Annotated in this window: 25 protein-coding genes and 1 tRNA gene; 4 read left to right on the top strand and 22 right to left on the bottom strand. The window is 71.9% G+C overall.

Translation table 11 applies throughout. The features are described from left to right. Window positions 1-24: 24 nt before the first annotated feature. From ACFYPG_RS00130 to ACFYPG_RS00080, 11 genes are all read right to left on the bottom strand, one after another. Window positions 25-489, bottom strand: a complete 465-nt coding sequence (locus ACFYPG_RS00130) for a bifunctional nuclease family protein (protein WP_030327706.1) — start codon at window positions 487-489, stop codon at window positions 25-27. A 185-nt stretch (window positions 490-674) separates the two neighbouring features. Further along, entirely contained in the window at window positions 675-1,376 is a 702-nt protein-coding gene (locus tag ACFYPG_RS00125) for a MerR family transcriptional regulator (RefSeq protein ID WP_355007556.1), read from the bottom strand. Between the two features lie 50 nt (window positions 1,377-1,426). After that, a complete protein-coding gene (locus ACFYPG_RS00120; RefSeq protein WP_007071101.1) occupies window positions 1,427-1,879 on the bottom strand; it encodes an FHA domain-containing protein in 453 nt (150 codons plus the stop codon). 214 nt (window positions 1,880-2,093) lie between these two features. Beyond that, window positions 2,094-2,474, bottom strand: coding sequence for a glycine cleavage system protein GcvH (gene gcvH / locus ACFYPG_RS00115; RefSeq protein WP_091397961.1), 381 nt, complete (start codon window positions 2,472-2,474; stop codon window positions 2,094-2,096). A 60-nt stretch (window positions 2,475-2,534) separates the two neighbouring features. Next, window positions 2,535-3,539, bottom strand: coding sequence for a DUF881 domain-containing protein (locus ACFYPG_RS00110; RefSeq protein WP_387349171.1), 1,005 nt, complete (start codon window positions 3,537-3,539; stop codon window positions 2,535-2,537). An 11-nt stretch (window positions 3,540-3,550) separates the two neighbouring features. Beyond that, window positions 3,551-3,883 carry a small basic family protein gene (locus ACFYPG_RS00105; RefSeq protein ID WP_030327710.1) on the bottom strand — a complete coding sequence of 111 codons (333 nt, stop codon included), beginning with the start codon at window positions 3,881-3,883 and terminating at the stop codon, window positions 3,551-3,553. After that, a complete protein-coding gene (locus ACFYPG_RS00100) occupies window positions 3,880-4,824 on the bottom strand; it encodes a DUF881 domain-containing protein (protein ID WP_355007558.1) in 945 nt (314 codons plus the stop codon). The genes ACFYPG_RS00105 and ACFYPG_RS00100 overlap by 4 nt, the downstream gene beginning before the upstream one ends. Then, window positions 4,821-5,453 carry a CDP-alcohol phosphatidyltransferase family protein gene (locus ACFYPG_RS00095; RefSeq protein WP_355007559.1) on the bottom strand — a complete coding sequence of 211 codons (633 nt, stop codon included), beginning with the start codon at window positions 5,451-5,453 and terminating at the stop codon, window positions 4,821-4,823. The genes ACFYPG_RS00100 and ACFYPG_RS00095 overlap by 4 nt, the downstream gene beginning before the upstream one ends. Window positions 5,454-5,746: 293 nt before the next feature. Continuing rightward, on the bottom strand, window positions 5,747-6,208 hold the full coding sequence (locus ACFYPG_RS00090; RefSeq protein ID WP_355007560.1) for a MarR family transcriptional regulator: 462 nt from the start codon (window positions 6,206-6,208) through the stop codon (window positions 5,747-5,749). Window positions 6,209-6,264: 56 nt separating this feature from the next. Next, entirely contained in the window at window positions 6,265-7,437 is a 1,173-nt protein-coding gene (locus tag ACFYPG_RS00085) for a PP2C family protein-serine/threonine phosphatase (protein ID WP_387349169.1), read from the bottom strand. Window positions 7,438-7,508: 71 nt separating this feature from the next. Further along, the gene (locus ACFYPG_RS00080; RefSeq protein ID WP_387349167.1) at window positions 7,509-8,255 is read right to left on the bottom strand and encodes an SAM-dependent methyltransferase; all 747 of its coding nucleotides are present in this window, start codon (window positions 8,253-8,255) and stop codon (window positions 7,509-7,511) included. A 112-nt stretch (window positions 8,256-8,367) separates the two neighbouring features. Between ACFYPG_RS00080 and ACFYPG_RS00075 the strand changes: the two genes are divergently transcribed. The 3 genes from ACFYPG_RS00075 (at window position 8,368) to ACFYPG_RS00065 (ending at window position 10,034) form a co-directional block, all read left to right on the top strand. Then, window positions 8,368-9,249, top strand: coding sequence for a universal stress protein (locus ACFYPG_RS00075; RefSeq protein ID WP_387349166.1), 882 nt, complete (start codon window positions 8,368-8,370; stop codon window positions 9,247-9,249). 99 nt (window positions 9,250-9,348) lie between these two features. Next, window positions 9,349-9,561, top strand: a complete 213-nt coding sequence (locus ACFYPG_RS00070) for a phosphatidylethanolamine-binding protein (RefSeq protein ID WP_088989541.1) — start codon at window positions 9,349-9,351, stop codon at window positions 9,559-9,561. Beyond that, entirely contained in the window at window positions 9,558-10,034 is a 477-nt protein-coding gene (locus ACFYPG_RS00065; protein WP_387349164.1) for a hypothetical protein, read from the top strand. The genes ACFYPG_RS00070 and ACFYPG_RS00065 overlap by 4 nt, the downstream gene beginning before the upstream one ends. 5 nt (window positions 10,035-10,039) lie before the next feature. Here the strand turns inward: ACFYPG_RS00065 and ACFYPG_RS00060 are convergent, their stop codons facing one another. Beyond that, complete coding sequence (locus ACFYPG_RS00060) at window positions 10,040-10,243, bottom strand: hypothetical protein (protein ID WP_355007565.1); 204 nt, start codon at window positions 10,241-10,243, stop codon at window positions 10,040-10,042. A 133-nt stretch (window positions 10,244-10,376) separates the two neighbouring features. Here ACFYPG_RS00060 and ACFYPG_RS00055 point away from each other — a divergent pair, with 133 nt between their 5' ends. Next, a complete protein-coding gene (locus ACFYPG_RS00055; RefSeq protein ID WP_387349162.1) occupies window positions 10,377-11,027 on the top strand; it encodes a hypothetical protein in 651 nt (216 codons plus the stop codon). A 5-nt stretch (window positions 11,028-11,032) separates the two neighbouring features. Here the strand turns inward: ACFYPG_RS00055 and ACFYPG_RS00050 are convergent, their stop codons facing one another. From ACFYPG_RS00050 to fdh, 10 genes are all read right to left on the bottom strand, one after another. Beyond that, window positions 11,033-11,218: a hypothetical protein gene (locus tag ACFYPG_RS00050; protein ID WP_036410487.1), complete on the bottom strand. Its 186-nt coding sequence runs from the start codon at window positions 11,216-11,218 to the stop codon at window positions 11,033-11,035. A 73-nt stretch (window positions 11,219-11,291) separates the two neighbouring features. Further along, window positions 11,292-12,569: a hemolysin family protein gene (locus tag ACFYPG_RS00045; protein ID WP_387349160.1), complete on the bottom strand. Its 1,278-nt coding sequence runs from the start codon at window positions 12,567-12,569 to the stop codon at window positions 11,292-11,294. Between the two features lie 80 nt (window positions 12,570-12,649). After that, entirely contained in the window at window positions 12,650-12,847 is a 198-nt protein-coding gene (locus ACFYPG_RS00040) for a hypothetical protein (protein ID WP_238669770.1), read from the bottom strand. Window positions 12,848-12,905: 58 nt separating this feature from the next. Then, window positions 12,906-13,655, bottom strand: coding sequence for a hypothetical protein (locus tag ACFYPG_RS00035; protein WP_387349158.1), 750 nt, complete (start codon window positions 13,653-13,655; stop codon window positions 12,906-12,908). Between the two features lie 54 nt (window positions 13,656-13,709). Continuing rightward, window positions 13,710-15,488 (bottom strand): selenocysteine-specific translation elongation factor, encoded by a 1,779-nt coding sequence (gene selB / locus ACFYPG_RS00030; RefSeq protein ID WP_387349157.1) that lies wholly within the window; start codon window positions 15,486-15,488, stop codon window positions 13,710-13,712. A gap of 2 nt (window positions 15,489-15,490) precedes the next feature. Next, on the bottom strand, window positions 15,491-16,795 hold the full coding sequence (selA, locus tag ACFYPG_RS00025) for an L-seryl-tRNA(Sec) selenium transferase (RefSeq protein ID WP_387349155.1): 1,305 nt from the start codon (window positions 16,793-16,795) through the stop codon (window positions 15,491-15,493). Between the two features lie 23 nt (window positions 16,796-16,818). After that, window positions 16,819-16,914, bottom strand: a tRNA-Sec gene (locus ACFYPG_RS00020). Window positions 16,915-16,927: 13 nt separating this feature from the next. Continuing rightward, window positions 16,928-18,076: an NrfD/PsrC family molybdoenzyme membrane anchor subunit gene (gene nrfD / locus ACFYPG_RS00015; protein WP_387349153.1), complete on the bottom strand. Its 1,149-nt coding sequence runs from the start codon at window positions 18,074-18,076 to the stop codon at window positions 16,928-16,930. Continuing rightward, complete coding sequence (locus ACFYPG_RS00010) at window positions 18,073-19,041, bottom strand: 4Fe-4S dicluster domain-containing protein (RefSeq protein ID WP_387349152.1); 969 nt, start codon at window positions 19,039-19,041, stop codon at window positions 18,073-18,075. The genes nrfD and ACFYPG_RS00010 overlap by 4 nt, the downstream gene beginning before the upstream one ends. Continuing rightward, window positions 19,031-22,303 carry a formate dehydrogenase gene (gene fdh / locus ACFYPG_RS00005; RefSeq protein ID WP_387349150.1) on the bottom strand — a complete coding sequence of 1,091 codons (3,273 nt, stop codon included), beginning with the start codon at window positions 22,301-22,303 and terminating at the stop codon, window positions 19,031-19,033. The genes ACFYPG_RS00010 and fdh overlap by 11 nt, the downstream gene beginning before the upstream one ends. Window positions 22,304-23,167: the final 864 nt, after the last annotated feature.

The raw sequence follows: 23,167 nt of genomic DNA, 5'->3' as shown, positions 1-23,167 counted from the left end.
TCACCAACAGAGCCCAGGCACACCTCAGCCCGCGAAATCCTCCGGACGCACCTGCTCCAGGAACTCGCGGAACTTCTCCACCTCGTCCTCCTGCTCATCAGGGATAACGATCCCCGCCTCGCTGAGGACCTGCTCCGCACAACGAATCGGCGCACCAACCCGCAACGCCAACGCGATCGAATCGCTCGGCCGCGCCGACACCCGCACCCCATCGCCGATCAACAGATCAGCGTAGAAGACGTTCTCCTTCAGCTCGGTGATCTCCACCGCCTGCAAGGGCGCCTTCAACGCCGCCAACACGTCCCGCAGAAGGTCATGCGTCAACGGCCGGGCCGGCTTGACCCCCTGCTGCTCATAAGCGATAGCCGTCGCCTCGACCGCGCCGATCCAGATCGGCAGATAGCGGTCCCCCTCGACCTCCCTGAGCAGGACGATCGGCTGGTTGCTGGGCAGCTCCACCCGAACTCCGACCACGCTCAGCTCGCGCACCGCCGCCTCCGTGTCGTTGTCACCTACGCCGCACCGCGCCTTTCCCTGCACGGTACACGGACCGCAACACGGCCGTCCCATGCGCTACAGCACCACGCCCGCGCCGAAAAGGGGTTACCCCGGCAAGCCTACGGCACGCTTCCCGGAAGAGATCTTTCCGCTCAGCCGCCACCCACCGGGCACCCTCACCGACCCAACGTCGACCGCAGCCCCACCCGCACCAACGCCGCGTGCAACTGCTCCGACAACGCCACCAACTCCCGCGCCGTCTCCGCCGCCCGCGCCCGCGCCGCCGGATCACTCTGCCGCGCCAACGGCGCCACCAACTGCGCGAACAAACCGACCTCCCGGTCCGCCGCCGTCCGATAACCCCGCAGGTGCCGCGGCTCCAACCCGTACGCCGCCAACCCCGCCACCGCCGACGCGATGATCAGAGCATCACCGTCATACCAACCCGGCGGATCCGACACCAGCACACCGAGCCGCTCCAACTCCACCAACGTCGACTCGTCGATCCCACTGCGCGCCACCAGATCCGCCCGGCCGAGCCGCACCTGCGACGACTCGGCCGGCTCCGCGAACTCACGACCCGGCACCGCACCATCAGGACCAACCGCAACCAACGCCGGCCGCGACCGCTCCGGCTGCTCACCGGACGAATCCCACTGGGCCAACTGCTCCCGAATCACCCGCAACGGCAGGTACCTGTCCCGCTGCGCGGTCAACACGAACCGCAACCGCGCCACATCGTCCCAGCTGTACTTCCGGTAACCCGCCGCCGTCCGCTGCGGCTCGACCAAACCCTCGGCCTCAAGAAACCGCAGCTTCGAAATCGTGGTATCCGGAAAATCCACCCGCAACTGCCCAAGCACCTCACCGATGCTCATCAGCGGCTCAGACCGAGCCGCCCCGGGTGACATGGAGGCCGCAGGCTCGTTCACCCCCGGCCGGCCTCCTCCTCCGGGCGCGGACCGGCGATGAACACCACCCGGAACTTACCGATCTGAACCTCGTCACCATTGCTCAACGTGGCCGCCTCGACCCGCTCACGATTGACGTACGTGCCATTCAGGCTACCCACGTCCCGCACCGTGAACGTCCCACCATCACGGTGGAACTCCGCGTGCCGACGCGACACCGTCACGTCATCCAGGAAGATGTCACTGTCCGGGTGCCGGCCACTGGTCGTCACATCGTGGTCCAACAGGAACCGGGCACCCGCATTCGGGCCTCGACGAACCACCAGCAGCGCCATACCCGGCGGCAACGAACCGGACATCCGGCTCGGCACCACATCGGTATCCGGCCCCTCCAGCACTTCGTCGAGCGAACCGAGATTGAGCGTCGAAGTGACGTCGAGTGGGGGGAACTCGTCGTCTGGCCGCGTCATGGGACCACCTCACGGATCTGTTCGGTCGGCGTCGGGTAATGGCGGGTCTGGCCGCCGGGCACTTGAACACCCGGCGGCTGGCTCCCCGTGCCCGGGAAGGCAATTCCGCAACGCTCAACTATTGGGTTCTCGGTCGACTGGGCGAGCCTAGCCAGCGCCGAAATGCAGGGCAACCGGACGCGCGCAGACATCCCGCGCACCGGATCAAGCACACTTAGCCTTCGGTGATCTTCTGATACGCGGCCGCCGTCAGCAACCCATCCGTCGCAGTCGGATCGTTCGGCGTGATCTCCACCAACCAACCCTCACCGTACGGATCAGTGTTGATCAGCTCAGGCGTGTCAGCCAACGCATCGTTGCGCGCCGCCACCGTACCGGCCACCGGCGCGTAGATCTCCGACACGCTCTTGGTCGACTCGATCTCACCCAACGAGTCACCGGCCGCGACCACCGCACCCGCCTCGGGCAACTGCACGTACACGATGTCACCGAGCGCGTCCTGCGCGAAGTGGGTGATGCCGACCCGGACCGAAGCCGTGCCGTCACCCGCCACCCACTCATGCTCGGCGGTGTATCGCAGATCCTCGGGAATCACCAGACGCGTCCTTCATCCATCGGTGCCCCGGACCACCCGGGTCCGGCGCGGCCGCGCCGGTCAGGAGACCGGACGGGCGTGTTCCAACTTGATCGGCACGTGCAGCGCCGAAACCTCGGCAACCTCACGCTCCCCAAACGTCACGTTACCGCCGTCACCCCGGACCGACGCCACCACCCCACCAGGAATGTTCAACGCCGTACGCATCGTCGCCGGATCACCGATCACCGTGATCGTGTACGGCCCCGACAACCGACGCCCCTCCACGATCAACGACGCGTTGTTCTCCCCATCGAGGAAGTACGTCGACGCGATGATCCGCACCGTCGCCCGATCCCCACCGGAAATCTGCATCGCCTCGGCGCCCGCACCGCGCAGCTCCTGCACCGCGTCCAACACCCGGTTCGCCGAAATCGGCTTCACACCGGCGTCGAACTGCACAGTCAACCCCGGACCCACAGCCGGCAACGTCCCCGCCAGGATGCCCAACTCGTCCGCCCGCCGCGTCGCCTCATCCAACGCCGCCTGACGACCCTGCTCACCCGAGCGCAACTGCCGCTGGCTGTCCTCCAGAGCCCGGATGTCCTGCTGCAGGCGATTCTCCCGCGCATCCAGATCCGACAGGATCCGGACCAGGTCCTCCTGACGGGTGGCACCCAGAGTCGGGTCCGTCGACGTCGTCTTCAACTGCACGACCAACGTGAACCCCAGCAACGCCAACAACGCGGCGATCATCACCCCGGCCGCACTCCACCGGGACCGGCCAGCCACCACCGGCGCCGCCGACTCCGTCACCGGCGCCGCCGACCCGTCGGAACCCGCAACCGGCTGCTCCCCCGACCGCGACACCGCGCTCAGGTCCACCGTCGCACCATCGTCGACCGGCTCCACACCTGGCTCCGCCACAGGCTCGTCATCCGCCGGCGCCTGCGGCGCCAACGGGCTCAACTCATCCGGATCCGGCGCATCCGGCCGCGGATCCGGCTCACCCGCCGGCCCACCCGGCCGCACCGGACCCACCGGCTGCGGCCACCCGGTCCCCGTGTCGGTCTGCTCGTCACTCATCGCAACCCAACCTACGCCCGGAACAGGTGCCGACGGATCGCCGCCACGTTGCCGAAGATACGCACCCCCAACACAACGACCACACCGGTGGACAACTGCCCACCCACCCCCAACTGGTCACCCAGATACACGATCAGACCAGCCACCAGCACGTTCGAAATGAACGACACCACGAACTGCTTGTCGTCGAAGATGCGGTCCAACCGGGCCCGCACCCCACCGAAAACCGCGTCCAACGCGGCCACCACCGCGATCGGCAGGTACGGCTGCAACGCCGCCGGCACCGTGGGATCAAGCCACACGCCCAGCACCACACCGGCGAGCAACGCCAACACCGCGATCATCGGCCACCTCCGGAGGGGCTAACAGTCGTCCGCGGACCGGACGACCCGGGACTGCCGGAACGGACACCCGACGCGGAAGGGCTCGGACTGACCGACGGCTTGGCGTAGCGTAGCTGCGGCTCCGGCGCCGCCGGCAGGGTGAGGTCATCCGCCTCCCGCACACCGAACGACAACCCCGTCCCCTGCGCGACCTTCCGCATCAGCGCCGCATTCCGGCTGTCCTCGAACTTGCGCCGCATCGAACCCGGCCCAATCGCCGACACCTCGTACGGCCCGGTCACCGGCCGGAAATCCACGAGCATCGCCTCACCCGCCGACCGGATCGTCGACGTCGACGTCAACCGCTGCCCGTTGATGGCGATCGCCTCCGCGCCAGCACTCCACAACGCGTTCGCCACACCCTGCAGGTCGCTGTAGAGCACCCGCGGCGGCCCCGCGCCGGCACCGGTGACCGCGTCCGCCTTGTCCGGCGCGTCCGCCAACCGCACCACCACACCATCACCGCGGACCCGGCCCAACCCGGTACTCGCCTCCAGGTTGCGCAACCGGGCGGCGGCCGAACCGGTCAACGCCGCGTCCCGCTGCCGACTGACCTCCTCGCGCAGCTGGTCCGCCCGAGTGGACAACCGATCGGTCTGGCGCTCCCGCTCCTTGATCTGCGCCACCAGACCCGAACGGGCCTGGCTGCGCCCCGGCTCGTCCGCCATCGTCTGCCGGTACGCGACCGCGAACAGGAAACCGAGCATCACCACCACGACCAGGCTCACCGACCGTGCCGGCAAGGCCCGCCACCCGCGCGCCGGAGCGGACTCCGCCGAGCGCCGACGGGCGGCAGCCGCGTCCGCGTACCCCGGATCCAGCGGGTTGCGGAACAGCTCGGTGAGGAAGTCCGGCGCGTACACCCGGTCCTGGCCGGGCTTTCCCAGCCGAGGCGCGCTCACGCCGCCGCTCCCGGACCGCGCGCCGCGCGCACCAGCCGGGCCGCCTGCACGACGTACATCGCGCCGGCCACCCAGTACAGCACCAGCCCCCACCAGGCCAACGCCCAACCGATGGCGCTCGCCGCCGTCGCCACGTCGGTGGCCGCGCTGGCCAACAGCAGCACCGGGAACGCCGCGAGCAGCAGGAACGTGGCGGTCTTGCCCACGTAGTGCACCGGCGGCGGACCGTAGCCGTAACGACGCAGCACCGCCAGCGAGGCCAGCAGGAGCACCTCACGGGCCAGCAGCGCCGCGGTGAACTGCCACGGCACCACCTCCCGCGCGGTGAAGGCGATCAGGGTGGCGAGGATGTAGAGCCGGTCGGCGAGCGGGTCGAGCAACTCGCCCAGGCGGCTGACCTGGTGCAGGCGGCGGGCGATCCAGCCGTCGACCCAGTCGGTGGTGCCCCCGATGGCCAGCACCACGACCGCCGCCACGTCGGCCCGCGCCACCAGGAACAGATAGAGGAAGAGCGGCACGCCCAGCAGCCGCCCGAAGCTGATCAGGTTGGGCAGGGTGAGGACCTGGTTGCCGGGAGTCTCGTCACCGGTGTCCCGCGGTTGCTCTGCCCGAGCCGGCCGACGCGACACCGATCCTCCTCCACGGCACGCGGGCCCCCGGCCGGCGCCGGGCGCGGCTGAGGGTCGTACGCGCTGTCGGGCCGACCAGCGCCGGCTCTCCCCTGCGGCCCCGGGTGGGGCCCCCTGCCCTGATACGGCCCGCGATCTCGATGATCGCGGGCCGGGTAGGTGCGCTGCCACTATATCGGGCTTCCTCTCGCTGGCCGGCCGCCGCTGCGTGCTGCCGGTGCGGCGGTGTCGCACTGTGGCGTGGATCACCACGCGTAGAGCGTCCTAGGATACTAGTGGAAGAGGGGTGGCGCTCAGGCCGTCTGGACGGCGGGATCGGTCTGCTGCTCGGGCACCGACGTCGCCGCCCGAGCGAACCCGGCCAGCGCCAGCAGCAGCTCGTGCTGCATCCGCGCCGGCATCCGGTCCAGCACCGCCTGCACCGCGCGCTGCCGCCGCTCGGCCAACTCCCCCAGCAGGGTCAGCGCCGCAGCGGTCGGCACCAACCGCACCTCACGCCGGTCACGCGGATCGGCCACCCGACGCAGCAGCCCGGTCGCCTCCAACCGGTCGCACAGGCGGCTCGCCGACGAGGGCACCACGTCCAGCAGCTCCGCCAGGCCGTTGACGTTGGTCTCCGGACGACCGCTGATCAGCGTGAGCACCCTCAGCTGGGTGGGCGGCACCTGGTGCCGCGACCCGGCCGACTCCAGCACGGCGATCAGCGTCTCGGCGGCCGTGGTGATCGCCGTGGCGAGATCCGCAGGTCGGTCCACCTGATGTCCCCTGCCGTTGTCGCGCTGGTGCCCGCCCGGCAATGCGGCGGCGAAACTCACGCCATGCTCCGCTCGCGTGGACCGTGCCAGTCCAGACAGACCACGACGGCGTCGTCACGCAGATCAGAATCTGCGTGATAGGCGTGTAGTTCGCGCATCACCGTACCAACCGCCTCGGCCGGCGGCTGCAACCGCGTGGCGCGCAGGGAACGTGCCATCGCCCGCTGCCCGTACGGCTCCTGGCCCGGCGGCTCGGCGGCCCACACCCCGTCGCTGACGACGAAGAGCCGGTCACCGGGGACGAGTTGCATCTCCTGAAGCTCATAGCGGGTCTCGGCGAACATGCCCAGCGGCAGCTGCTGATCGAGTTTCATCGGCTCGACAGTGGACCCGCGCATCCGCAACAGGTGGGGCGAGCCCGCGTCGACGGCCCGCACCCGGCCGAGGCGAGTGTCCACCTCAAGCAGCAGGGTGGCCACGTACCGGGCGCCCCGGTGTTGGTAGAAGACCGTGTCCGAGGCCAGCTCGGCCTGCTCCACCAGGCCGCCACCGGAGCGACGCGCGTTGCGCATCGCGTTGACAGTGACGGCTGTCAACAGCGACGCCGCCAGCCCGTTGCCCTCGCCGTTGAGCACCGTCACGGTGAGACGGTCGCCGTCCAACGACCAGTCGAAGTGGTCGCCACCCACCGTGTACGCCGGTTCGAGCTGGCCGGCCAGGTCGAACGCGTGGTGCGACACACCACGACCGGGCAGGAGGTCCCACTGCATCTCGGCGGCCATCGTCAGTCGCTCCCGACGGCGGGCCCGCCGGTAGCGGTCGGTCTCCCGGTCCGCCGCGCGCATCGCCACCGCCAGAGCGCCGGCGATGTCCGTCGCCCGACCGGTGACCGCCGCGTTCGGTACGGCCGGCAGCTCGATCAGCAGCACACCCAGCCGCTCCCCCCACACGGTCAACGGCAGGTAGAGCCGGCAGGGGCCCTCACCATCGCGGACCGGCTGCTGGCTGCTGAAGCAGCGCTGCGCCATCGTGTGGCAGGCCAGGAAACCGGCCGCCGGCAGGTCAGGATCCAGCACCGGCCACAGGCCGCTGATCCGGTAGTCGGCGACGAAGACGTCGGTGCGCAGCGCGCCCATCGCGGACCGGATCGCCCGGTCCGCCGCCTCCGCCAACTGGTCGGGCGGAGCCTCGCGCAACGCGCGCGACACCACGTCCGGCGCGTCTACCATCGTCGCCCTCCCCAGAAGCTTGCTGTAGGGCAAGCATCATACGGACGCCGCCGGACGGGTGATCGGCGCGGTCAGTCACCCGCGCGGGTCGCCAGCACACCGTGGAACGCGTCGGGCACCTCCGCCGGCGGACCTTCCGGACGCCACTCGGCAACCGGGACGATCCCGTCCGCCGTCGGCGCCCACCGACCCAGCAGGGGCGCGAACGCCGCCGGTGGACGCATCCGGAACTGCGGCCCCATCATGGCCAGCGCCTGCGGGTGACCGGCCAGCTCCTCGGTGTCGAAGTCCACAGCGAGCAGGCTGCCCGGCGCCGCGGCAGCGTACAGCTCGTCGAGGGTGCGGGTCAGCGTGGCGTCGTCGAGGAACGCGGCCAACCCCAGGAAGACCACTCCGACCGGCCGCCGACCCCACCCCGGCACGAAACGGTGCAGCTGCGCCGGGTCGACGGTGCCGATGTCGGTCGCGTCGCCGAAGCCGTAGCCGGCCCGGTCGCTGCCGGCGAGGATGCTCTGTCCCAGTCGGATGGTGACCGGGTCGACGTCGGTGTAGAGCACCGTCGCGTCGGCGGCGACCTCGTGCACGTTGCCCATCGTCGGCACTCCGGCGCCGAACACCAGGAACCCGTCCACGCCCTGCTCGGCCATGGCCCGCACCGCCCGGCCCAGGAACGCCCGCAGCTCGCGGAACACCGGCGCGCACGGCCCGTACGCCTGCTCGAACGCGTTCGCGGCGGCCACGTCCACGGGGAAGTGATGCTGCCCGCCGAGCCAAAAGTCGATCATGCGAGCGGTGCTCGGCTGGTCTGGTTCACCCATCGGCGGCGCTCCCTCCCCGGTCGTCGCCAGCGTACCGACCGGGACGCGCTCGGCGGTATCGCGACGCGGGGGCGTCCGGGCCCGCGATACTGGCCGCGAGCGGAGGTGGGCCGTGAACTCGGCGAACAACGCGGCGGTGGTGGTCGGCGTCGACGGCTCGGAGTCGGCGCTGCGCGCCGTGCGCCTCGCCGCCGCCGAGGCGGCCCGCCGGCACCGACCACTGCGGGTCGTGCACGGCTTCATCTGGCCGCTGCTGCACGTACCCGTCGCCCCCGCCCCGGACGCGCCTCCCGGCGGTGGGCTGCGCCACCGGGCCGAGGAACTCGTCGAGGCCGCGGTGCGCGAGGCCGAGGCGACAGTGCCCGGGTTGACGATCTCCGGCGAGATCATCGACGGTGAGGCCGCCGCGGTGCTGGTGGGCGAGTCCCCCACCGCCGCGCTCATGGTGCTCGGCGATCGCGGGCTGGGCGGTTTCTCCGCGCTGCTGGTCGGCTCGGTCGCGGTGCAGGTCGCCGCGTACGCCGACTGCCCGGTGCTGGTCGCGCGCGGCACGCAACGCCCCGACGAGCCGGTCCTGGTCGCCGTGGACGGCTCGGACGCCTCCCGGCTGGCGGCGGACTTCGCCGCCGAGACCGCAGTGTCACTCGGCGTGCCGCTGAAGGCGGTGCACGCCTACCGACATCCCGGCAGCAGCGGCCCGGGCGACATGCAACCCCTGGTGTACGACGAGGCGAAGCTGCGCGGCGAACAGGAACGGATGCTCGCCGGGTGGCTGACCGGGCTCACCGAGGCCCACCAGGGTCTGCGGTTGACCTGCCAGGTGGTGCACGGCCGACCCGGCACTGTGCTCGCCGAGGCGTCCCGCTCCGCCCAACTGGCGGTCGTCGGTGGGCGCGGGCGCGGCGAGGTGACCGGGTTGCTGCTGGGGTCGGTGAGCCAGTCGATGCTGCACCACGCGCAGTGCCCGGTGGTCGTGGTCCGCGCGCCCCGGTAGTGCGCCGGGGTTGGTCCGCCGCCAGACGGGTAGACGGCCGCGGTACGCCCAGCGGACGGCGGGCAGCACCAGGTGCCCAGACCGACGAAGGAGGCACAGATGCCAGGACCACGGCCGGGCAGTAACGCCTACGACAAGCAGCGCGCGCGGTTGCGTAACGCGATCGACGACTCCGGACGCCGAGTACCCGACGGCAAGGCCAACCAGGTCGCGAACAGGATCCTCCAGGAGGATCGCGGTCAACGGGGCGTGGTGCGCGGCGACCGGACGTACGGCCCGAAGAGCGAACGCGAACCGGGCGACCCGAAGTGAGGACGGTCGACGTGGCCGACGGCGCGATCGCAGGCGCCGTCGGCAGCACCGCGCTGAACGTGGTCAGCTACCTGGACATGGCACTGCGGGGACGGCCGGAGAGCGACGTCCCCCAGGAGACCGTCGACCGGCTGGCCGGGATCGCGCACGTCGACCTCGGAAACGGGGCCCGGGCGGCCAACCGCCGCTCGGGCCTCGGTCCGCTGATCGGTTACGGGTTGGGCGTCGCCGCGGGCGTCGGGTTCGCGCTCTACGCCGGTGGTCGACGTCAGCCGTTGCCGGTGGCCACCGGTCTGCTCGGCGCGGGCGTCATGACCATGACAGACGGGTCGATCACCGTGCTCGGGATCAGCGACCCGCGTACGTGGCGGCGCTCCGACTGGATCTCCGACATCATCCCGCACATCGCCTACGGGCTGGCGGCCGCCGCCACCTGGAACAGGTTGCGACGGCCGCCAGGCCGCGGTCGCTAGGTCCGTCAGCGGGTGTCGCTGTCGTCCTCGGCCACCGGCTCACCGGCCGGGCCGTACGGCGACACCTGCCCCTTGGGCACCGGGCGACCAGCGTCACCGCGCGACGAGCCGCGGTTGGCCGGATGCCCGCCCGGCGCGGGGCCCTTGTTGTCCTGGCTGGTAGCGCCCAGTGCGTTGCGGCGCAACTCCTGCTGCTGCGGGTTCGTCACGGGGTGTCTCCCTCCGGTACGGCAGACGGCAGAAGCCGCCTCCACAGTCGGCATACCCGCCCGCCCCGATGGCATTCCGGCCTCGGCCAGCGGTGCGACGGCTAGCGGCTCCTCAAGTGGGCAACCCGACCGGGTGGGCAATGATCGAAGTGTGGTGCGGGTGTTACTCGACCGGCGTGGCCGCACGTACGCGGAGGAGGCCGGCATCCGGCTCGCCGACCGGCCGGGGCCGCTGTACCAGCTGCTGGTGCTGACCACGCTGCTGAGCACCCGGATCCGCGCGTGCGTGGCGGTGGACGCGGCGCGGGAACTGTTCGCCGCCGGCTACCGCACCCCACAGGCGATGGAGGCGGCCAGTTGGCAGGAGCGCGTCGACGCGTTGGGGCGGGGCCACTACCGCCGCTACGACGAGCGGACCGCCACCATGCTCGGCACCGGCGCCCGACTGTGCCTGGACCGTTGGCACGGTGACCTGCGACGCCTGCACCGGGAGGCCCAGGGCGACCCGGCCGGGCTGCGGCGGCGGCTCACCGAATTCCCCGGCATCGGCCCCACCGGCGCGGACATCTACCTGCGCGAGGCGCAGACGGTCTGGTCGGACGTGCGCCCGTACGCCGACCGTCGGGCCCTGGCCGGGGCGAAGCGGCTGGGCCTGCCGGGGTCCCCGGACCGGCTCGCCGGTCTCGTCGACGGACCGGACTTCGGCCGGCTCGCGTCAGCGCTGGTACGGGTGGCGCTGGGTGAGGAGTCCGCCGGTGAGGTCACCCGTGTCGCCGCCCGTTGAGGCGCTCACTTGACCGTCTTGTCGCCCGGGCGGGTCAGGTGCCACACCAGCAACGCGGCGAGCAGCGCCAGGACCACGACCCCGCCGGAGATGCCACGGCCCTCCTCGGGGCTGCGGCCGGCGCTGCCGAAGTAGATCACCGCGAGGCCGGCCAGCACCGTGACGAACGTACGCAACCCTCGGTCCTTCACGTCTGGCACCGTAGGCGTACCGCGTTCCCCGCTTTGCCGGTTTAGACCTTTTGTCAACCTTCTGGGTGAACGCTCAGCGTTCGGTGACGAACCCGCAGAGGCGTACCCGGCGCACCGCCCGGTCGGCGACCTCCACCACCTGCAGGGTCAGACCGGGCAGCCGCACCGTCTCACCCGGGGAGTCCGGCAGGTGCCGCAGTCGGGCCAGCACCAGACCAGCCACTGTCGTGTAGTCCCGGGACAACGGGAAGCTCAGCCGCACCCCCAGGTCGGGCAGGTCGTGCAGCGGGAAGTCACCGGGCACCAGCAGGGACCCGTCCGGTTCCCGGATCACCCCGTGCACGTCACGGTCGGTCTCGTCGTACAGCTCACCGACCACCTCGGCCAGAAGATCCTCCATGGTGATCATGCCGTCGATGCCCCCGTGCTCGTCGACCACCAGGGCCAGTTGCTGATGCTCCTGGCGCAGCTGACGCATCGCGTCGGCGACCGGCAGGGTCACCGGCAGCAGCAGCGGCGCCTGGACCCGCTCACCCACTTCAGCGGTGCCGGCCCGCACCAGGTCACGGATGTGCACCACCCCGATCACCTCGTCCAGGCCGCCGGGGCCGGTGACGGGAGCGCGGGACCGGCCGGCGGCGGCGAGCCGCCGGACGCCCTCGTCGGCGGCCAGATCGGCGGGCAGCGTCGTCACCTCCCGCCGGGCGACCAGGATCTCCCGAAGCGTCCGGCCGGCGATGTCGAACGCGCCGGTCAGGATCTCCCGCTGCTGGGCCGACAGGCCGCGCTGGCTGGCCAGCATCTCCCGCAACTCCTCCTCGGTCATCTCCTCCCGGTTGGCCCGCGGGTCACCACCGGCCAGCCGCACGACCGCGTCGGTGGCCCGGCTGAGCAGCCACACCGCCGGCCGGGACACCCGAGCCAACAGATCCAACGGGCCGGCGCTCAGCAGCGCCCAACGTTCGGCCCGCTGCATGGCCAGCCGCTTCGGGGCCAACTCACCGAGCACCAGCGTGACGAAGGTCAGCAGCACGGTCACCAGCAGAACCGCGGCGGGACGCGCCGCCGCGCCGAGGAAACCCAACGGCCCGACCAGCGGAGAGGCCAACGACACCGCGGCCGCCGCCGAGGCGAGGAATCCCGCCAGGGTGATGCCGAGCTGAATCGTGGCCAGGTAGCGGTTCGGGTCGCGGGACAGCTGCACCAACCGGTCACCGGCGCGGCTGCGCCGGCCCAGCCGCCGCAACTGGCCCTCCCGCAAGGTCACCAGCGCCATTTCGCTGCCGGAGAGCGCGGCGTTGACCAGCACCAGCACGGCCACCAACACCAACTGCCCGAGCTGACTGCCCATCGCGTGCCCCCGTCCGCCGCCTGAGGTCACTCAACCGCAGCGGGGCGCGGCGTGGGCGGTGTTTGCGACCGCGCCCCCGCTCAGTCGACCTCCAGGTCGTCCAGCGAGATGGCGTGGGTCATCAGCCACCGGGCCAGGGCCGACATGCCGAACAGCCACAGCGGCACCGACTCGGTGGGGCCGTTGGTGGCGTAGATGGCGAAACGGAGGTCCGGCGCCCGGTACGCCTCGATCCGCCACTTGTGCTGCCGGTCCCGCCAGACCGCCGAAGGGTCCATGGCGTCACCGTAGGTGACCATCGCCGACCTCGGGGCCGGTTGGCCCGGCATCGGCGGCTCAGCCCGGCACCACCGTCGTCCCGAACACGATGCGGGCAACGGACACCAGGAGGCTGATGCCGACCGCGGCGAGGATCAGCCAGCCGAGCCCGCGCCACCCCGAGCCCCGGTCAGGCACCGGCACCGGCGGTGGTCTCCACAGCTCCCGGTAGGTCCAGGCCAACACACCCGCCCCGAACGGCAGCAGCCCGACCCAGAACCAGAACCACCGGGTGCCGACCAGCGGCGGCGCGCCACCGATCAATCGGCCCAGCCAGAGCACGGTCAGCACACCGGCGAGCAGACCCGCGGCGTTCCCGATCCGCTGCCCGGGGTCACCGTCCGCGCTCCCCGCAGCGGAAATGGCGGCGAGCTGGGCGTCCCGCCAGCTCGGCGGGGCACCCGCCGACGGGTCCGGCTCGGCCAGGTACGAATCCCAGCCGGGCGTTGCGTCAAGGGTGTACCGGCTCTGGCCGTTGGGCACGGACCAGACGAGCATCCCACCGCTCGTCGCAGACTGCGGTCGAGGCCGGCTCCCCCAGTACGCGCCGTCGTCGGCCCAGCCGGACGCCCGCTGGAAGGCCACCACCTGGCCGGTCGCGAGATCACGGTCGAGCTGGGCCTCGGTCGACTGGCGGGGCTCCACCCACCACGCCAGAGCGGCCCACAGCACCCAGAGCACCGGCAGCGCCCAGCGCAGCACCACCGGGATGATCTCCCGCCAGCGGCCACCGAACGGCAGCGCCCGGGACGCCATCACCTCGACCATCAGCCCACCGTCGCATGTCGACGCCACCCTGTCAGTCCCGCAAGGGGCGCGCGTTCAGGTGACGACGATCCGGGCGTCGTCGGGCAGCCGGCGGGTCGCGCCCCGCCGGTCCAGCAGTTCCAGCAGGGGCACCGCCACCCGGCGGGTGGTGTCCAACGCCTGCCGGGCCGCGGAGAGGGTGAACGGCTGCGGCAACCCGGCCAACACCCGGACCGCGTCGTCGAGCGCGTCGGGCAGCAGCACCACGTTGTCGGCCAGCCGCAGCAGAGCCCCGGCCCGCACCGCGGCGCCGATCTCCCGGGGGCCCAGGCCGAGGTCGACGAGGCGGTCCGCTTCCGGGGCGCGGAACGGCCGGTCGCCGTACTCGGCGCGGACCCGGCTCACGGCCAGGGCCACCGGTTCGGGCAGCGCGTTGGCGCTCGCCGCACCGACCCGACCGGCGTGGATCCGCAGCGGCGGCCGGACCAGCGCCTCGACCAGCACCCGGTCGGGCAGGGCGAGGCGCTGACGCAGGGCGTCCACCGGCATTCCGGGCTCCAACGGGTGCTCCCGCGCGTGCCGGGCGACCTCCTCGGTCAGCCGCTCGCCGAGCTGCCGCCAGTGTGCGGGGTCAGCCAGCCAGTCACCGGCCACCGAGGCTGCCCACGCCGGGCTGTCCCGCCCGGTAGGCACCGGCACACCCATCCGGATCAACGCGCCGGCCCGGATCAGTCGGCGACGGCGCAGCTCCCCCGCCAGGTCGGGTCGACCGTCCAACTCGGCGAGGACCTGCGAGCGGGCGGCGGCCGCACCCCGTCGGCCCAGCGGTGGCGGTGCCACGTCCAGCACCCGCACCCCGCCGCTGACGTGGTGGCGGCCCGGGTCCCGCAGCAGCGCCCGGTCACCCACCAGCAACGGCAGCGGGCGGGCCAGCCGCAGCCGGACGGTGTCCGGGCCGAGCGGGCGCACCCGTACCGGCACCGCCGCCGACCCGACGTGCAGGGTGAGGGTGGCCGGCAGGTCGCCGGCCGGGTCGCCGGTGAGCCGGACGTCGACGAGGTCGGTGTGGTGAAACCGGCCCGGGGTGAGCAGCGCGTCGCCCCGGCCGAGCCGGTCGCGCGGCGTACCCCGAAGGTTGACCGCGACCCGGGCGACCGCCGCCGCCTCCGGGCGGGCCTCGCCCAGGCAGTGCAGGCCACGAACCCGGACCGGTTCGTCGGCGCCGGCGAGCTCCAGTTCGTCGCCGACCCGTAGCCGGCCGCCGCCGAGGGTCCCGGTGACGACTGTGCCGCTGCCCCGCACGGTGAAGCTGCGGTCCACCCAGAGCCGGACCGGGTCGTCCACGACCGGCGCGGGCAACTGGGCGGCGAGGCGGTCCAGGGCGGCCCGCAGCTCTGGCAGGCCGGCGCCGGTCAGGCCGCTGACCGCCACCGCCGGCACCGCGCCGAGGCTGGTCGCGGCGATCTCGGCGCGGGCGCGGGCCGTCGCCGGTCCCGGATCGGCCAGGTCCGCGCGGGTCACCGCGAGCAGGCCGTACGCGACGCCGAGCGCGTCGAGCGCGGCCAGGTGCTCGGCGGACTGCGGCATCCAGCCCTCGTCGGCGGCCACCACGATCAGCGCTGCCGGGACCGGGCCGACCCCGGCGAGCATGTTCGGCACGAAGCGCTCGTGCCCGGGTACGTCGACGAAGGCGACGGTGGCGCCGGACGGCAGCGCCGTCCAGGCGAAACCCAGGTCGATGGTCATCCCCCGGCGGCGTTCCTCGGCCCACCGGTCGGGTTCCATCCCGGTCAACGCCCGGACCAGTGTCGACTTGCCGTGGTCGACGTGCCCGGCGGTCGCGACGACGAACACGTTCAGTCGTCCCCGGGTACGCGCAGCACCGCCGCGCGGACGGCGTCGTCGGCGTCGGCGGGCACACAGCGCAGGTCGAGCAGGAGTCGCCCGCGCACCACCCGCCCGAGGACCGGCGGGTTTCCGGTGCGCAGCGGGAACGCGTACCGCTCGGGCAGGCTCAACGCCCACGAGTCCAACTCCACGCCGGGGGCGCCGCCCCCGCCGACCACCGCGACGGCCGGCACCACCTCCGCCTTGCGGCCGTCCGCGCCGAGGCGGTCCCGCAGGCGCTCCACCCGTTCCCGCAGAGCACCCGGCTCGGCGTGCAGCGCCGCGCGGGTCGGGTTGTGCGGTTGGTGCACTGTGGCGGCGAGCGCGGCCAGGGTGAGCTTGTCCACCCGCAGCGCCCGGGCCAGCGGGTGACGTCGCAGCCGGTCGACCACCTCGACGTCACCGAGCAGCAGCCCGGCCTGCGGCCCACCGAGCAGCTTGTCGCCGCTGGCGGTGACCAGCGTGGCGCCCGCTCGCAGGGTGCTGGACGCGTCCGGTTCGTCAGGCAGCAGCGGGTCCGCGCCGAGCAGCCCGGAGCCGATGTCCGCGACCACCGGCACCCCGAGCGTGGCCAGTTGCCGTACCCCGACGGCGGAGGTGAAGCCGGTGACCCGGAAGTTCGACGGGTGCACCTTGAGCACGAAACCGGTCTGCGGGCCGAGCGCAGCGGCGTAGTCCGCGACTGTGGTGCGGTTGGTGGTGCCCACCTCGCGCAGCCGCGCGCCGGTGCTCTCCAACAGGTCTGGCAGGCGGAAACCGTCACCGATCTCGACCAGTTCGCCGCGGCTGACCACGATCTCCCGGCCGGCGGCCAACACGGTGGCGGCCAGCACCAGCGCGGCCGCGCCGTTGTTGACCACGTGCACGGCGCCCGCGTCGGGCACGGCGGCGGCCAGCGCGTCGAGGGCGCCCCGGCCACGGCGGGCCCGCCGGCCGGTGGCCAGGTCCAACTCGACGTCGGTGTGCCCGGCGGCGGCCACCACCGCGGCGACCGCGGCGGACGACAACGCCGCCCGACCCAGGTTGGTGTGCAGCACGACACCGGTGGCGTTGAGCACCACCCGGGGGCCGGGCGTGGGCAACGCGGCGACCGCCGCGTCGCGTACCTCGTCGGGGTTGAGCTCACCGCGACGGGCGCGGCCCTGCGCGTGGGAGACGACGGCCTTGACCTGCTCCCGGCCGAAAGTCACGGTGGCGGCGGCCAGCACCGGGTCGGCGAGCAGCGTGTCCGTACGGGGCACCCGACGTCGCGGGTCCACCGGGCCGTCGCCCATCACGTCATCTCCTGCAAGCGGTGTGGCGGAGACGGACGGGAATCGAACCCGCCTGGCCCGGGTCCCGGACCACTCCGGTTTTGAAGACCGGGAGGGGCACCAGCCGCCTGAACGCCTCCACCGGACATTCGATCACACCGCGGGCGGCTCCGCCCGATCAGATGGAAGATCCATGGCGGTTCGCCGCGCCTCGACCCGTTCGCGCTGCGGCACCACTGTGTAGCGGGGGTCACGGGCCGAGGCGACGCCGCCGTAGAAGATGCCGAACCGGGTCAGCACCGACGCGGCCAGCAGCGCGGTCCCCGAGAGCGCCCCGACCACCCGGCTGCGCCGGCCCAGCAGAGCACCCGCCACCCCGCCGGCGGTCAGCAACCGCCCGGCGCGCAGCAACCGACCCGGCCGACCCAACCGGTAGGGCTCGCTGAGCAGGCCGAGTCGGGTCTCCACCCGATGCGCGCCGTACAGCTCCAGGGCCGCGCCGGCCACCGCCATCCGGCGGGCCGGCCCGGCCTCAGCCGGCGGCGCGGCGAGCAGACCCACGCCGGCGCCGCTGGCCAACGCGCTGCCCGCGAAGATCACCGGCAACTCGGGGTACGCCTCATGCCACGACGGCACCGCCGTGTCGGCCAGCAACACCCCCGTGTACGTGGCCAGCGCCGGAGCGGTGCCGGCGGCGAGCAGCCCGGCGGCGTGCCCGATCGACGGCAGCGCCCGGCCGGCCAGCCCGAGCAGACCGCGCCGGGGCAGCACACCGGCCGCCTCGGCGATCGCGGCGACACCCGCCGCCGGACCGTACGCGGTGAGGATCCAGGTACCCATCGACATCGGTGAGGTCGGCTTGGCCACCCGCAGCATGTGGTGGAACCGCGCCGGCCGGCCCAGGTCCTTGACCAGGAAGACGGCGCTGGCGCTGACGGCGGCCAACGCGGTGACCCGACCGGCGCGCCGCAACGCGGGCCGCCCGGTGAGCTGCCCACCCGCGGCCAGCAGCGACGAGCCGGCTGCCAGCCCGCCGGTGAACAGGTACGCTGCGATGTCCCACTTCCACACCGGCCCCTTGAGGATGGGCCGACCGTAATAGGACGTGAACTCGGCCTCCGGCACCCGCAGTTCCTCGGCGCCACCGCCGCGCCGCCTGCGCCGCCGGCCGGGAGGTTCGCCGCTGCGCCGCACCGCCTGGTCACCCCCGGGGGTGGTCACCGAGGGTCGGTGACCGTTCTCGTCGGCGAGCCGCTCCCGGAAGCGACGGAACCGGTCGCCCACGGCGCCCGACGGGATCATGAGGAACCTCCGACGAACGCGGCGACGGTCGCCGCCGCCATGGCGAGAGCGGCGAGGCCGGCGCGCTTCCACATCTTCGGCAGGTCACGGGTGGTCACGACCGGGTCGGGCGGCAGCCCGTACACCTCGGGTTCGTCCAGCAGCAGGAAGAAGGCGCCGTCACCACCCACGCCGTCGTCAGGGTCGTGCCCGTACAGGCGGGCCTCGGGCACGCCCCCGTCGTGCAGCGTCGTCACCCGGGCGGCGGCGCGTTCACGCAGCTCGTCCAGCGGCCCGTACTGGATCGACTCGGTCGGACACGCCTGCGCACACGCCGGAGTCATCCCCGCGCCCAACCGGTCGTAGCACAGCGTGCACTTCCACGCCCGACCGTCGTCCTTACGCTGGTCGATCACCCCGTACGGACACGCCGAGATGCAGTAACCGCAGCCGTTGCAGATGTCCTCCTGCACCACCACAGTGCCGAACTCCGTGCGGAACAACGAACCCGTCGGACACACGTCCAGGCAGGCGGCATGGGTGCAGTGCTTGCAGACGTCCGACATCATCAACCACCGGAAATCCGTGCGCTCCTCGACACCCGTGCCCCGGCCCGGTGGTTGGGCCCCCGGCATCCCCAGGAACTGCGGTCCCGCGCCGACCGGCCGGGCCCGGTCCGCGTCGACCGGCGCCCCGAGAACGTCCGCCAGGGCGACACCATGCCCGGCCGGGCGGGGCTGCTCGATGAACGCGACGTGTCGCCACGAGTTCGCTGTCAACGCACCGGTGTTGTCGTACGACATGCCGAGCAGGTCCAGGCCGCTCTCCGGAACGCCGTTCCACTCCTTGCAGGCGACCTCGCAGGCCTTGCAGCCGATGCAGACGCTGGTGTCGGTGAAGAACCCCATTCGCGGTGGCGCGTTCTCATAGCCTGCCTCGGGTGCCGGGTCCAGCGGACCGTACAGGCTGTTCGGGTCAGGAAGCATCGTGCTCCTTCCCCTCGTCGTCGGTGGTCACGGCCGGCGCGTGCTGGCCCGGGATGATCCCGGCGCGCCTCTGGTAGTCGGCCACCAGGTCGAGCAACGCCGGGCCGGTGGGACGACGGCCCGGCCGCACGTCGCAGGTGCCGACCTTGCTCTCCTGGATGAGCACGTTCGGGTCCAGGCTGATGCCGAACAGGTCGTTGGCCGAGTCGCCGGTCACCAGACCCTCGAAACCGAAGTGGTACGGCAACCACACCTGGTGAATGATCCGACCGTCCACCCGCAACGGGGTGAGCCGATCGGTCACCAGCACCTTCGCCTCGATCACCGCGCGGCCGCTGACCAGGTGCGCCCAACCCAGATGCGTCAGCCCGACCTCGCCGGCCAGGGCCGGGGACACCTCGACGAACATCTCCGGTTGCAACTCCGCGAGGGGTGACACCGTCCGGCTCATCGCACCGGCGGTGTGGTGCTCGGTGAGCCGGCTGACAGTGAACACGTACGGGAACACCTGAGCGTGCTCCTGCGGCGGACTCGGGTTCACCGAGTTCACCGGGTGTGCGTACATCTTGCGCGTCGGGTTGGCCTGCTGACCGTAGAGCGGGTTACGCACCGGCGACTCCACCGGCTCGTAGTGCGTCGGCAGCGGCCCGTCCAGGACACCGCTGGGCGCGTACAACCAGCCCTTGCCGTCGCCCTGCATGACGAACGGGTCGTCGCCCGCGATGCCCTCCGGCCCGGACGCGCCGGGCGGCGGCCGGTACGACGGTGGCTTGGTCTTCTCGAAGTCCGGCACGTCGTAGCCGGTCCACTCGGCCTTCTCCGCGTCCCACCACACGTAGCGTTTGCGCTCGGACCACGGGTTGCCGTCCGGGTCGGCGGAGGCACGGTTGTAGAGAATGCGCCGGTTCGCCGGCCACGCCCAGCCCCACTCGGCGGCCACCCAGTCCTGAAGGTGGCGGGACTTGCGCCGGGCCGCCTGATTCACCCCGTCCGCGTACACGCCGGTGTAGATCCAACAACCGATCGCGGTGGAGCCGTCCGCGCGGGCGTCCGCGAAACTGGACAGCGGACGGCCGGTCGCCACGTCGTACCCGTTGATCTCGCGCAGCACCGCCTCGGCGCTCGGCTCCGCGTGCGGACCGTGCGTGGGATAGTCCCAGGTGAGGTCGAGCAGCGCACGGTCGCGCGGCAGCGGCGAGTCGGCCAGCTTCTCGCGCAGCCGGCGGCCCAGGTGGTAGAAGAACCACAGCTCGGAGCGGGCGTCACCTGGCGGCTCGACGGCCTTCTCCCGCCACTGCAACAACCGCTGCGTCTGGGTGAACGTGCCCTCCTTCTCCACGTGCGACGCGGCGGGTAGGAAGAACACCTCCGTGCGGCACTCCTGCGGCACGATCTCGCCGGTGGCGACCTCGGGGCCGTTCTGCCAGAACGTCGCGCTCTCGATCATGAACAGGTCGCGGACCACCAGCCAGTCGAGGTTGGCCATCCCGAGCCGCTGCGCCCGGCCGTGCGCCGACCCGACCGCCGGGTTCTGCCCGAGCAGGAAGTACCCCTTGATCTTCCCGTCGATCATGTTCAGCACCTGCTGGTACGTGCCGTGATCACCGGTCATGCGCGGCAGGTAGCCGTAACAGAAGTCGTTCTCCGGCGTCGCCGCGTCACCCCAGTACGCCTTGAGCAGGCTGGCGGCGAACGACCCCGCGTTACCCCAGAACCCCTTCTGCCCCGGATGGCGAATGCTGTCCACCCACTCCTCGAAGCTCGGGTGTTCGGCGTGGTGCGGCATCGGCAGATAACCGGGCAGCAGGTTGAACAACGTCGGGATGTCGGTCGAGCCCTGGATGCTGGCGTGCCCGCGCAGGGCCATCACCCCACCACCCGGGCGGCCCATGTTGCCCAGCAGGAGCTGGATGATCGCGCCGGTGCGGATGTACTGCACGCCGACGCTGTGCTGCGTCCAGCCCACCGAGTAGACGAGCATGCCGGTCCGGTCCCGGCCGGAGTTCTCCGTCCACGCCCGCGCCAACTCCAGGAACTGTGCCTGCGAGATGCCGCAGACCCGCTCCACCATCTCCGGGGTGTAACGGGCGAAGTGCCGCTTGAGGATCTGGTAGACGCAGCGCGGGTGCTGCAACGACTCGTCGCGGCGGGTCTGGCCGCTCACCTGCGCGCCGTGCGACTCGTGCGTCAACCCCGCCGCGCTGTCCCGTTCCTGCGCCGTGTGCCCACTGCCCGACGAACCCTCGTGCCCCTCGTACTGCCAGCTGTCCTGCACGTAGGCGCCGGTCTCCGGGTCGAAGCCGGAGAAGAAGCCATCGCCGTCCTCGGTGTCGCTGAACTTCTCGCTGACGATCGTCGCCGCATTGGTGTACGCGAGCACGTACTCCCGGAAGTCCAGCTCGTTGTCCAGGATGTAGCGCACCACCCCACCGAGCAGCGCGATGTCCGTGCCCGCCCGGATCGGCAGGTACTCATCCGCGACCGCACTCGTGCGGGTGAACCGGGGGTCGACGTGGAAGACCTTCGCCCCCCGACGCTTGGCCTCCATCACCCACTGGAAACCCACCGGGTGTGCCTCAGCCATGTTGGAGCCCTGGATGACGATGACGTCAGCGTTGGCGATGTCCTGCTGGAAATCCGTCGCACCGCCACGACCGAAGCTGGCCCCCAGACCGGGGACGGTGGAGGAGTGTCAAATACGGGCCTGGTTCTCGATCTGCAGCGCCCCCATCGCGGTGAACAACTTCTTGATGAGGTAGTTCTCCTCGTTGTCCAACGTCGCCCCACCCAGACTGGAGATACCCAGCGTCCGGTTGAGCGGCCGGCCCTGCATGTCGACGTCCTCCCAGGTCTGCTCGCGGGCGGCGAGGATCCGGTCGGCGATCATGTCGAGCGCCGTGTCGAGCTCCAGGTCCTCCCACTGCGTCGAGTACGGCCGGCGGTAGCGGACCTTGGTCTGCCGCAGCGGACTGGTCACCAGGCTCTTGCTCGCCGCGCCCTTCGGACAGAGCCGACCCCGCGAGATCGGACTGTCCGGATCACCCTCGATCTGGCTGACCCGCCCGTCCTTCACGAACACCCGCTGACCACACCCCACAGCGCAGTACGGGCAGACAGAACGAGCCATCGAATCGGCGTCATCGGTGCGGGCGGTCAGCGCCCGGGACCCATCGGACTTCGCCGCGGCGCCCCGGCCCAGCGGGTCCGGGCCGGTGAGCTGGCGATAGACCGGCCAACCCTCGATAAAGGTCCGTAGACCCACCCCGACACCCCCTCCCACGCGAGCGACCCTCTGAAGATAGGTCAACTGAGACAGGTTCGCGAACCGAGGACGCACGACAGCGCCGCCCCCGGCTGGTGGGCCGGGGGCGGCGCTGGTGTCGGTGTGCAGGTCGCCTCTCGGCGAGTGGCACGACGCGGCTCCAGCCGAACGGTATTCCGCGAGGGCGATATTAGGTGAGGCCCGGGGACACTGAGTCACACCGACACCCTCCACAACCAGCCCGCCACCGCCATTGTTCCCGCACCCCGCCTCACCCACCCATCCGATCGCCGCCCGCCCGGCCGGACCGCGGCCCGGCCATGGTGCCGCCCTGCCGCCCTGCCGCCCTGCCGTGCTGCCCTGCCCTGGTGCCTTAGCGCCGCGGCCGCTCCGCTCCCGCCGCGCCGCCGGCGGGCGTTAGCCGGTCGGCTGGCTGGGCAGCGTGGGCGGGCAGGGCGGGCGGCACGGGCGGGCGGCACGGGCGACCGGGCGGTGCGGTTGGGGCGGGCCGAGCAGGCGGAAGCATCAACCCGCGCTGGCCAACTAGCAGACCTGTCGGCTGTCGATGGTGGCGGTGCCGGTCACCACGCCGTACCACCGGTGGTCTGCGGCGGTCGGCGGGCGGTCTCAACGCCTCGCCGCTGCGCCGGACCGTCCTGCCGCGGGGTTCCATCGCCGCACGCCGGTCGTCTCACGACCGCGACACCCGCCGTCGCGCCGCGCTTCGGCCACAATCCTTGAGATCTTGGACAGTTTCCGTTCGCACGTGACTATTCAGTCCCATGACATCTGTCAGTGGTGAAGTCCCGATACATGTGTCAGTTGGTAGGGATCTTGGGTCTGCCGGTGGATGGTGCCTGGCAT

It is taken from the genome of Micromonospora sp. NPDC005553 (assembly GCF_042871765.1).
Classification (GTDB): Bacteria; Actinomycetota; Actinomycetes; order Mycobacteriales; family Micromonosporaceae; genus Micromonospora.
This window is presented reverse-complemented; position numbering and strand designations above follow the sequence as displayed.

Excerpts from the sequence above, each read along its gene's own strand:
- ACFYPG_RS00105 (WP_030327710.1), bottom strand. The coding sequence starts at position 3,883 with ATGATCGCGGTGTTGGCGTTGCTCGCCGGTGTGGTGCTGGGCGTGTGG.
- ACFYPG_RS00125 (WP_355007556.1), bottom strand. The coding sequence starts at position 1,376 with ATGAGCATCGGTGAGGTGCTTGGGCAGTTGCGGGTGGATTTTCCGGAT.
- ACFYPG_RS00070 (WP_088989541.1), top strand. The coding sequence starts at position 9,349 with ATGCCAGGACCACGGCCGGGCAGTAACGCCTACGACAAGCAGCGCGCG.
- selA (WP_387349155.1), bottom strand. The coding sequence starts at position 16,795 with ATGGGCGACGGCCCGGTGGACCCGCGACGTCGGGTGCCCCGTACGGAC.
- ACFYPG_RS00080 (WP_387349167.1), bottom strand. The coding sequence starts at position 8,255 with ATGGGTGAACCAGACCAGCCGAGCACCGCTCGCATGATCGACTTTTGG.
- ACFYPG_RS00010 (WP_387349152.1), bottom strand. The coding sequence starts at position 19,041 with ATGCTTCCTGACCCGAACAGCCTGTACGGTCCGCTGGACCCGGCACCC.
- nrfD (WP_387349153.1), bottom strand. The coding sequence starts at position 18,076 with ATGATCCCGTCGGGCGCCGTGGGCGACCGGTTCCGTCGCTTCCGGGAG.
- ACFYPG_RS00035 (WP_387349158.1), bottom strand. The coding sequence starts at position 13,655 with ATGGTCGAGGTGATGGCGTCCCGGGCGCTGCCGTTCGGTGGCCGCTGG.
- ACFYPG_RS00120 (WP_007071101.1), bottom strand. The coding sequence starts at position 1,879 with ATGACGCGGCCAGACGACGAGTTCCCCCCACTCGACGTCACTTCGACG.
- ACFYPG_RS00045 (WP_387349160.1), bottom strand. The coding sequence starts at position 12,569 with ATGGGCAGTCAGCTCGGGCAGTTGGTGTTGGTGGCCGTGCTGGTGCTG.
- ACFYPG_RS00040 (WP_238669770.1), bottom strand. The coding sequence starts at position 12,847 with ATGGACCCTTCGGCGGTCTGGCGGGACCGGCAGCACAAGTGGCGGATC.
- ACFYPG_RS00110 (WP_387349171.1), bottom strand. The coding sequence starts at position 3,539 with ATGAGTGACGAGCAGACCGACACGGGGACCGGGTGGCCGCAGCCGGTG.
- ACFYPG_RS00085 (WP_387349169.1), bottom strand. The coding sequence starts at position 7,437 with ATGGTAGACGCGCCGGACGTGGTGTCGCGCGCGTTGCGCGAGGCTCCG.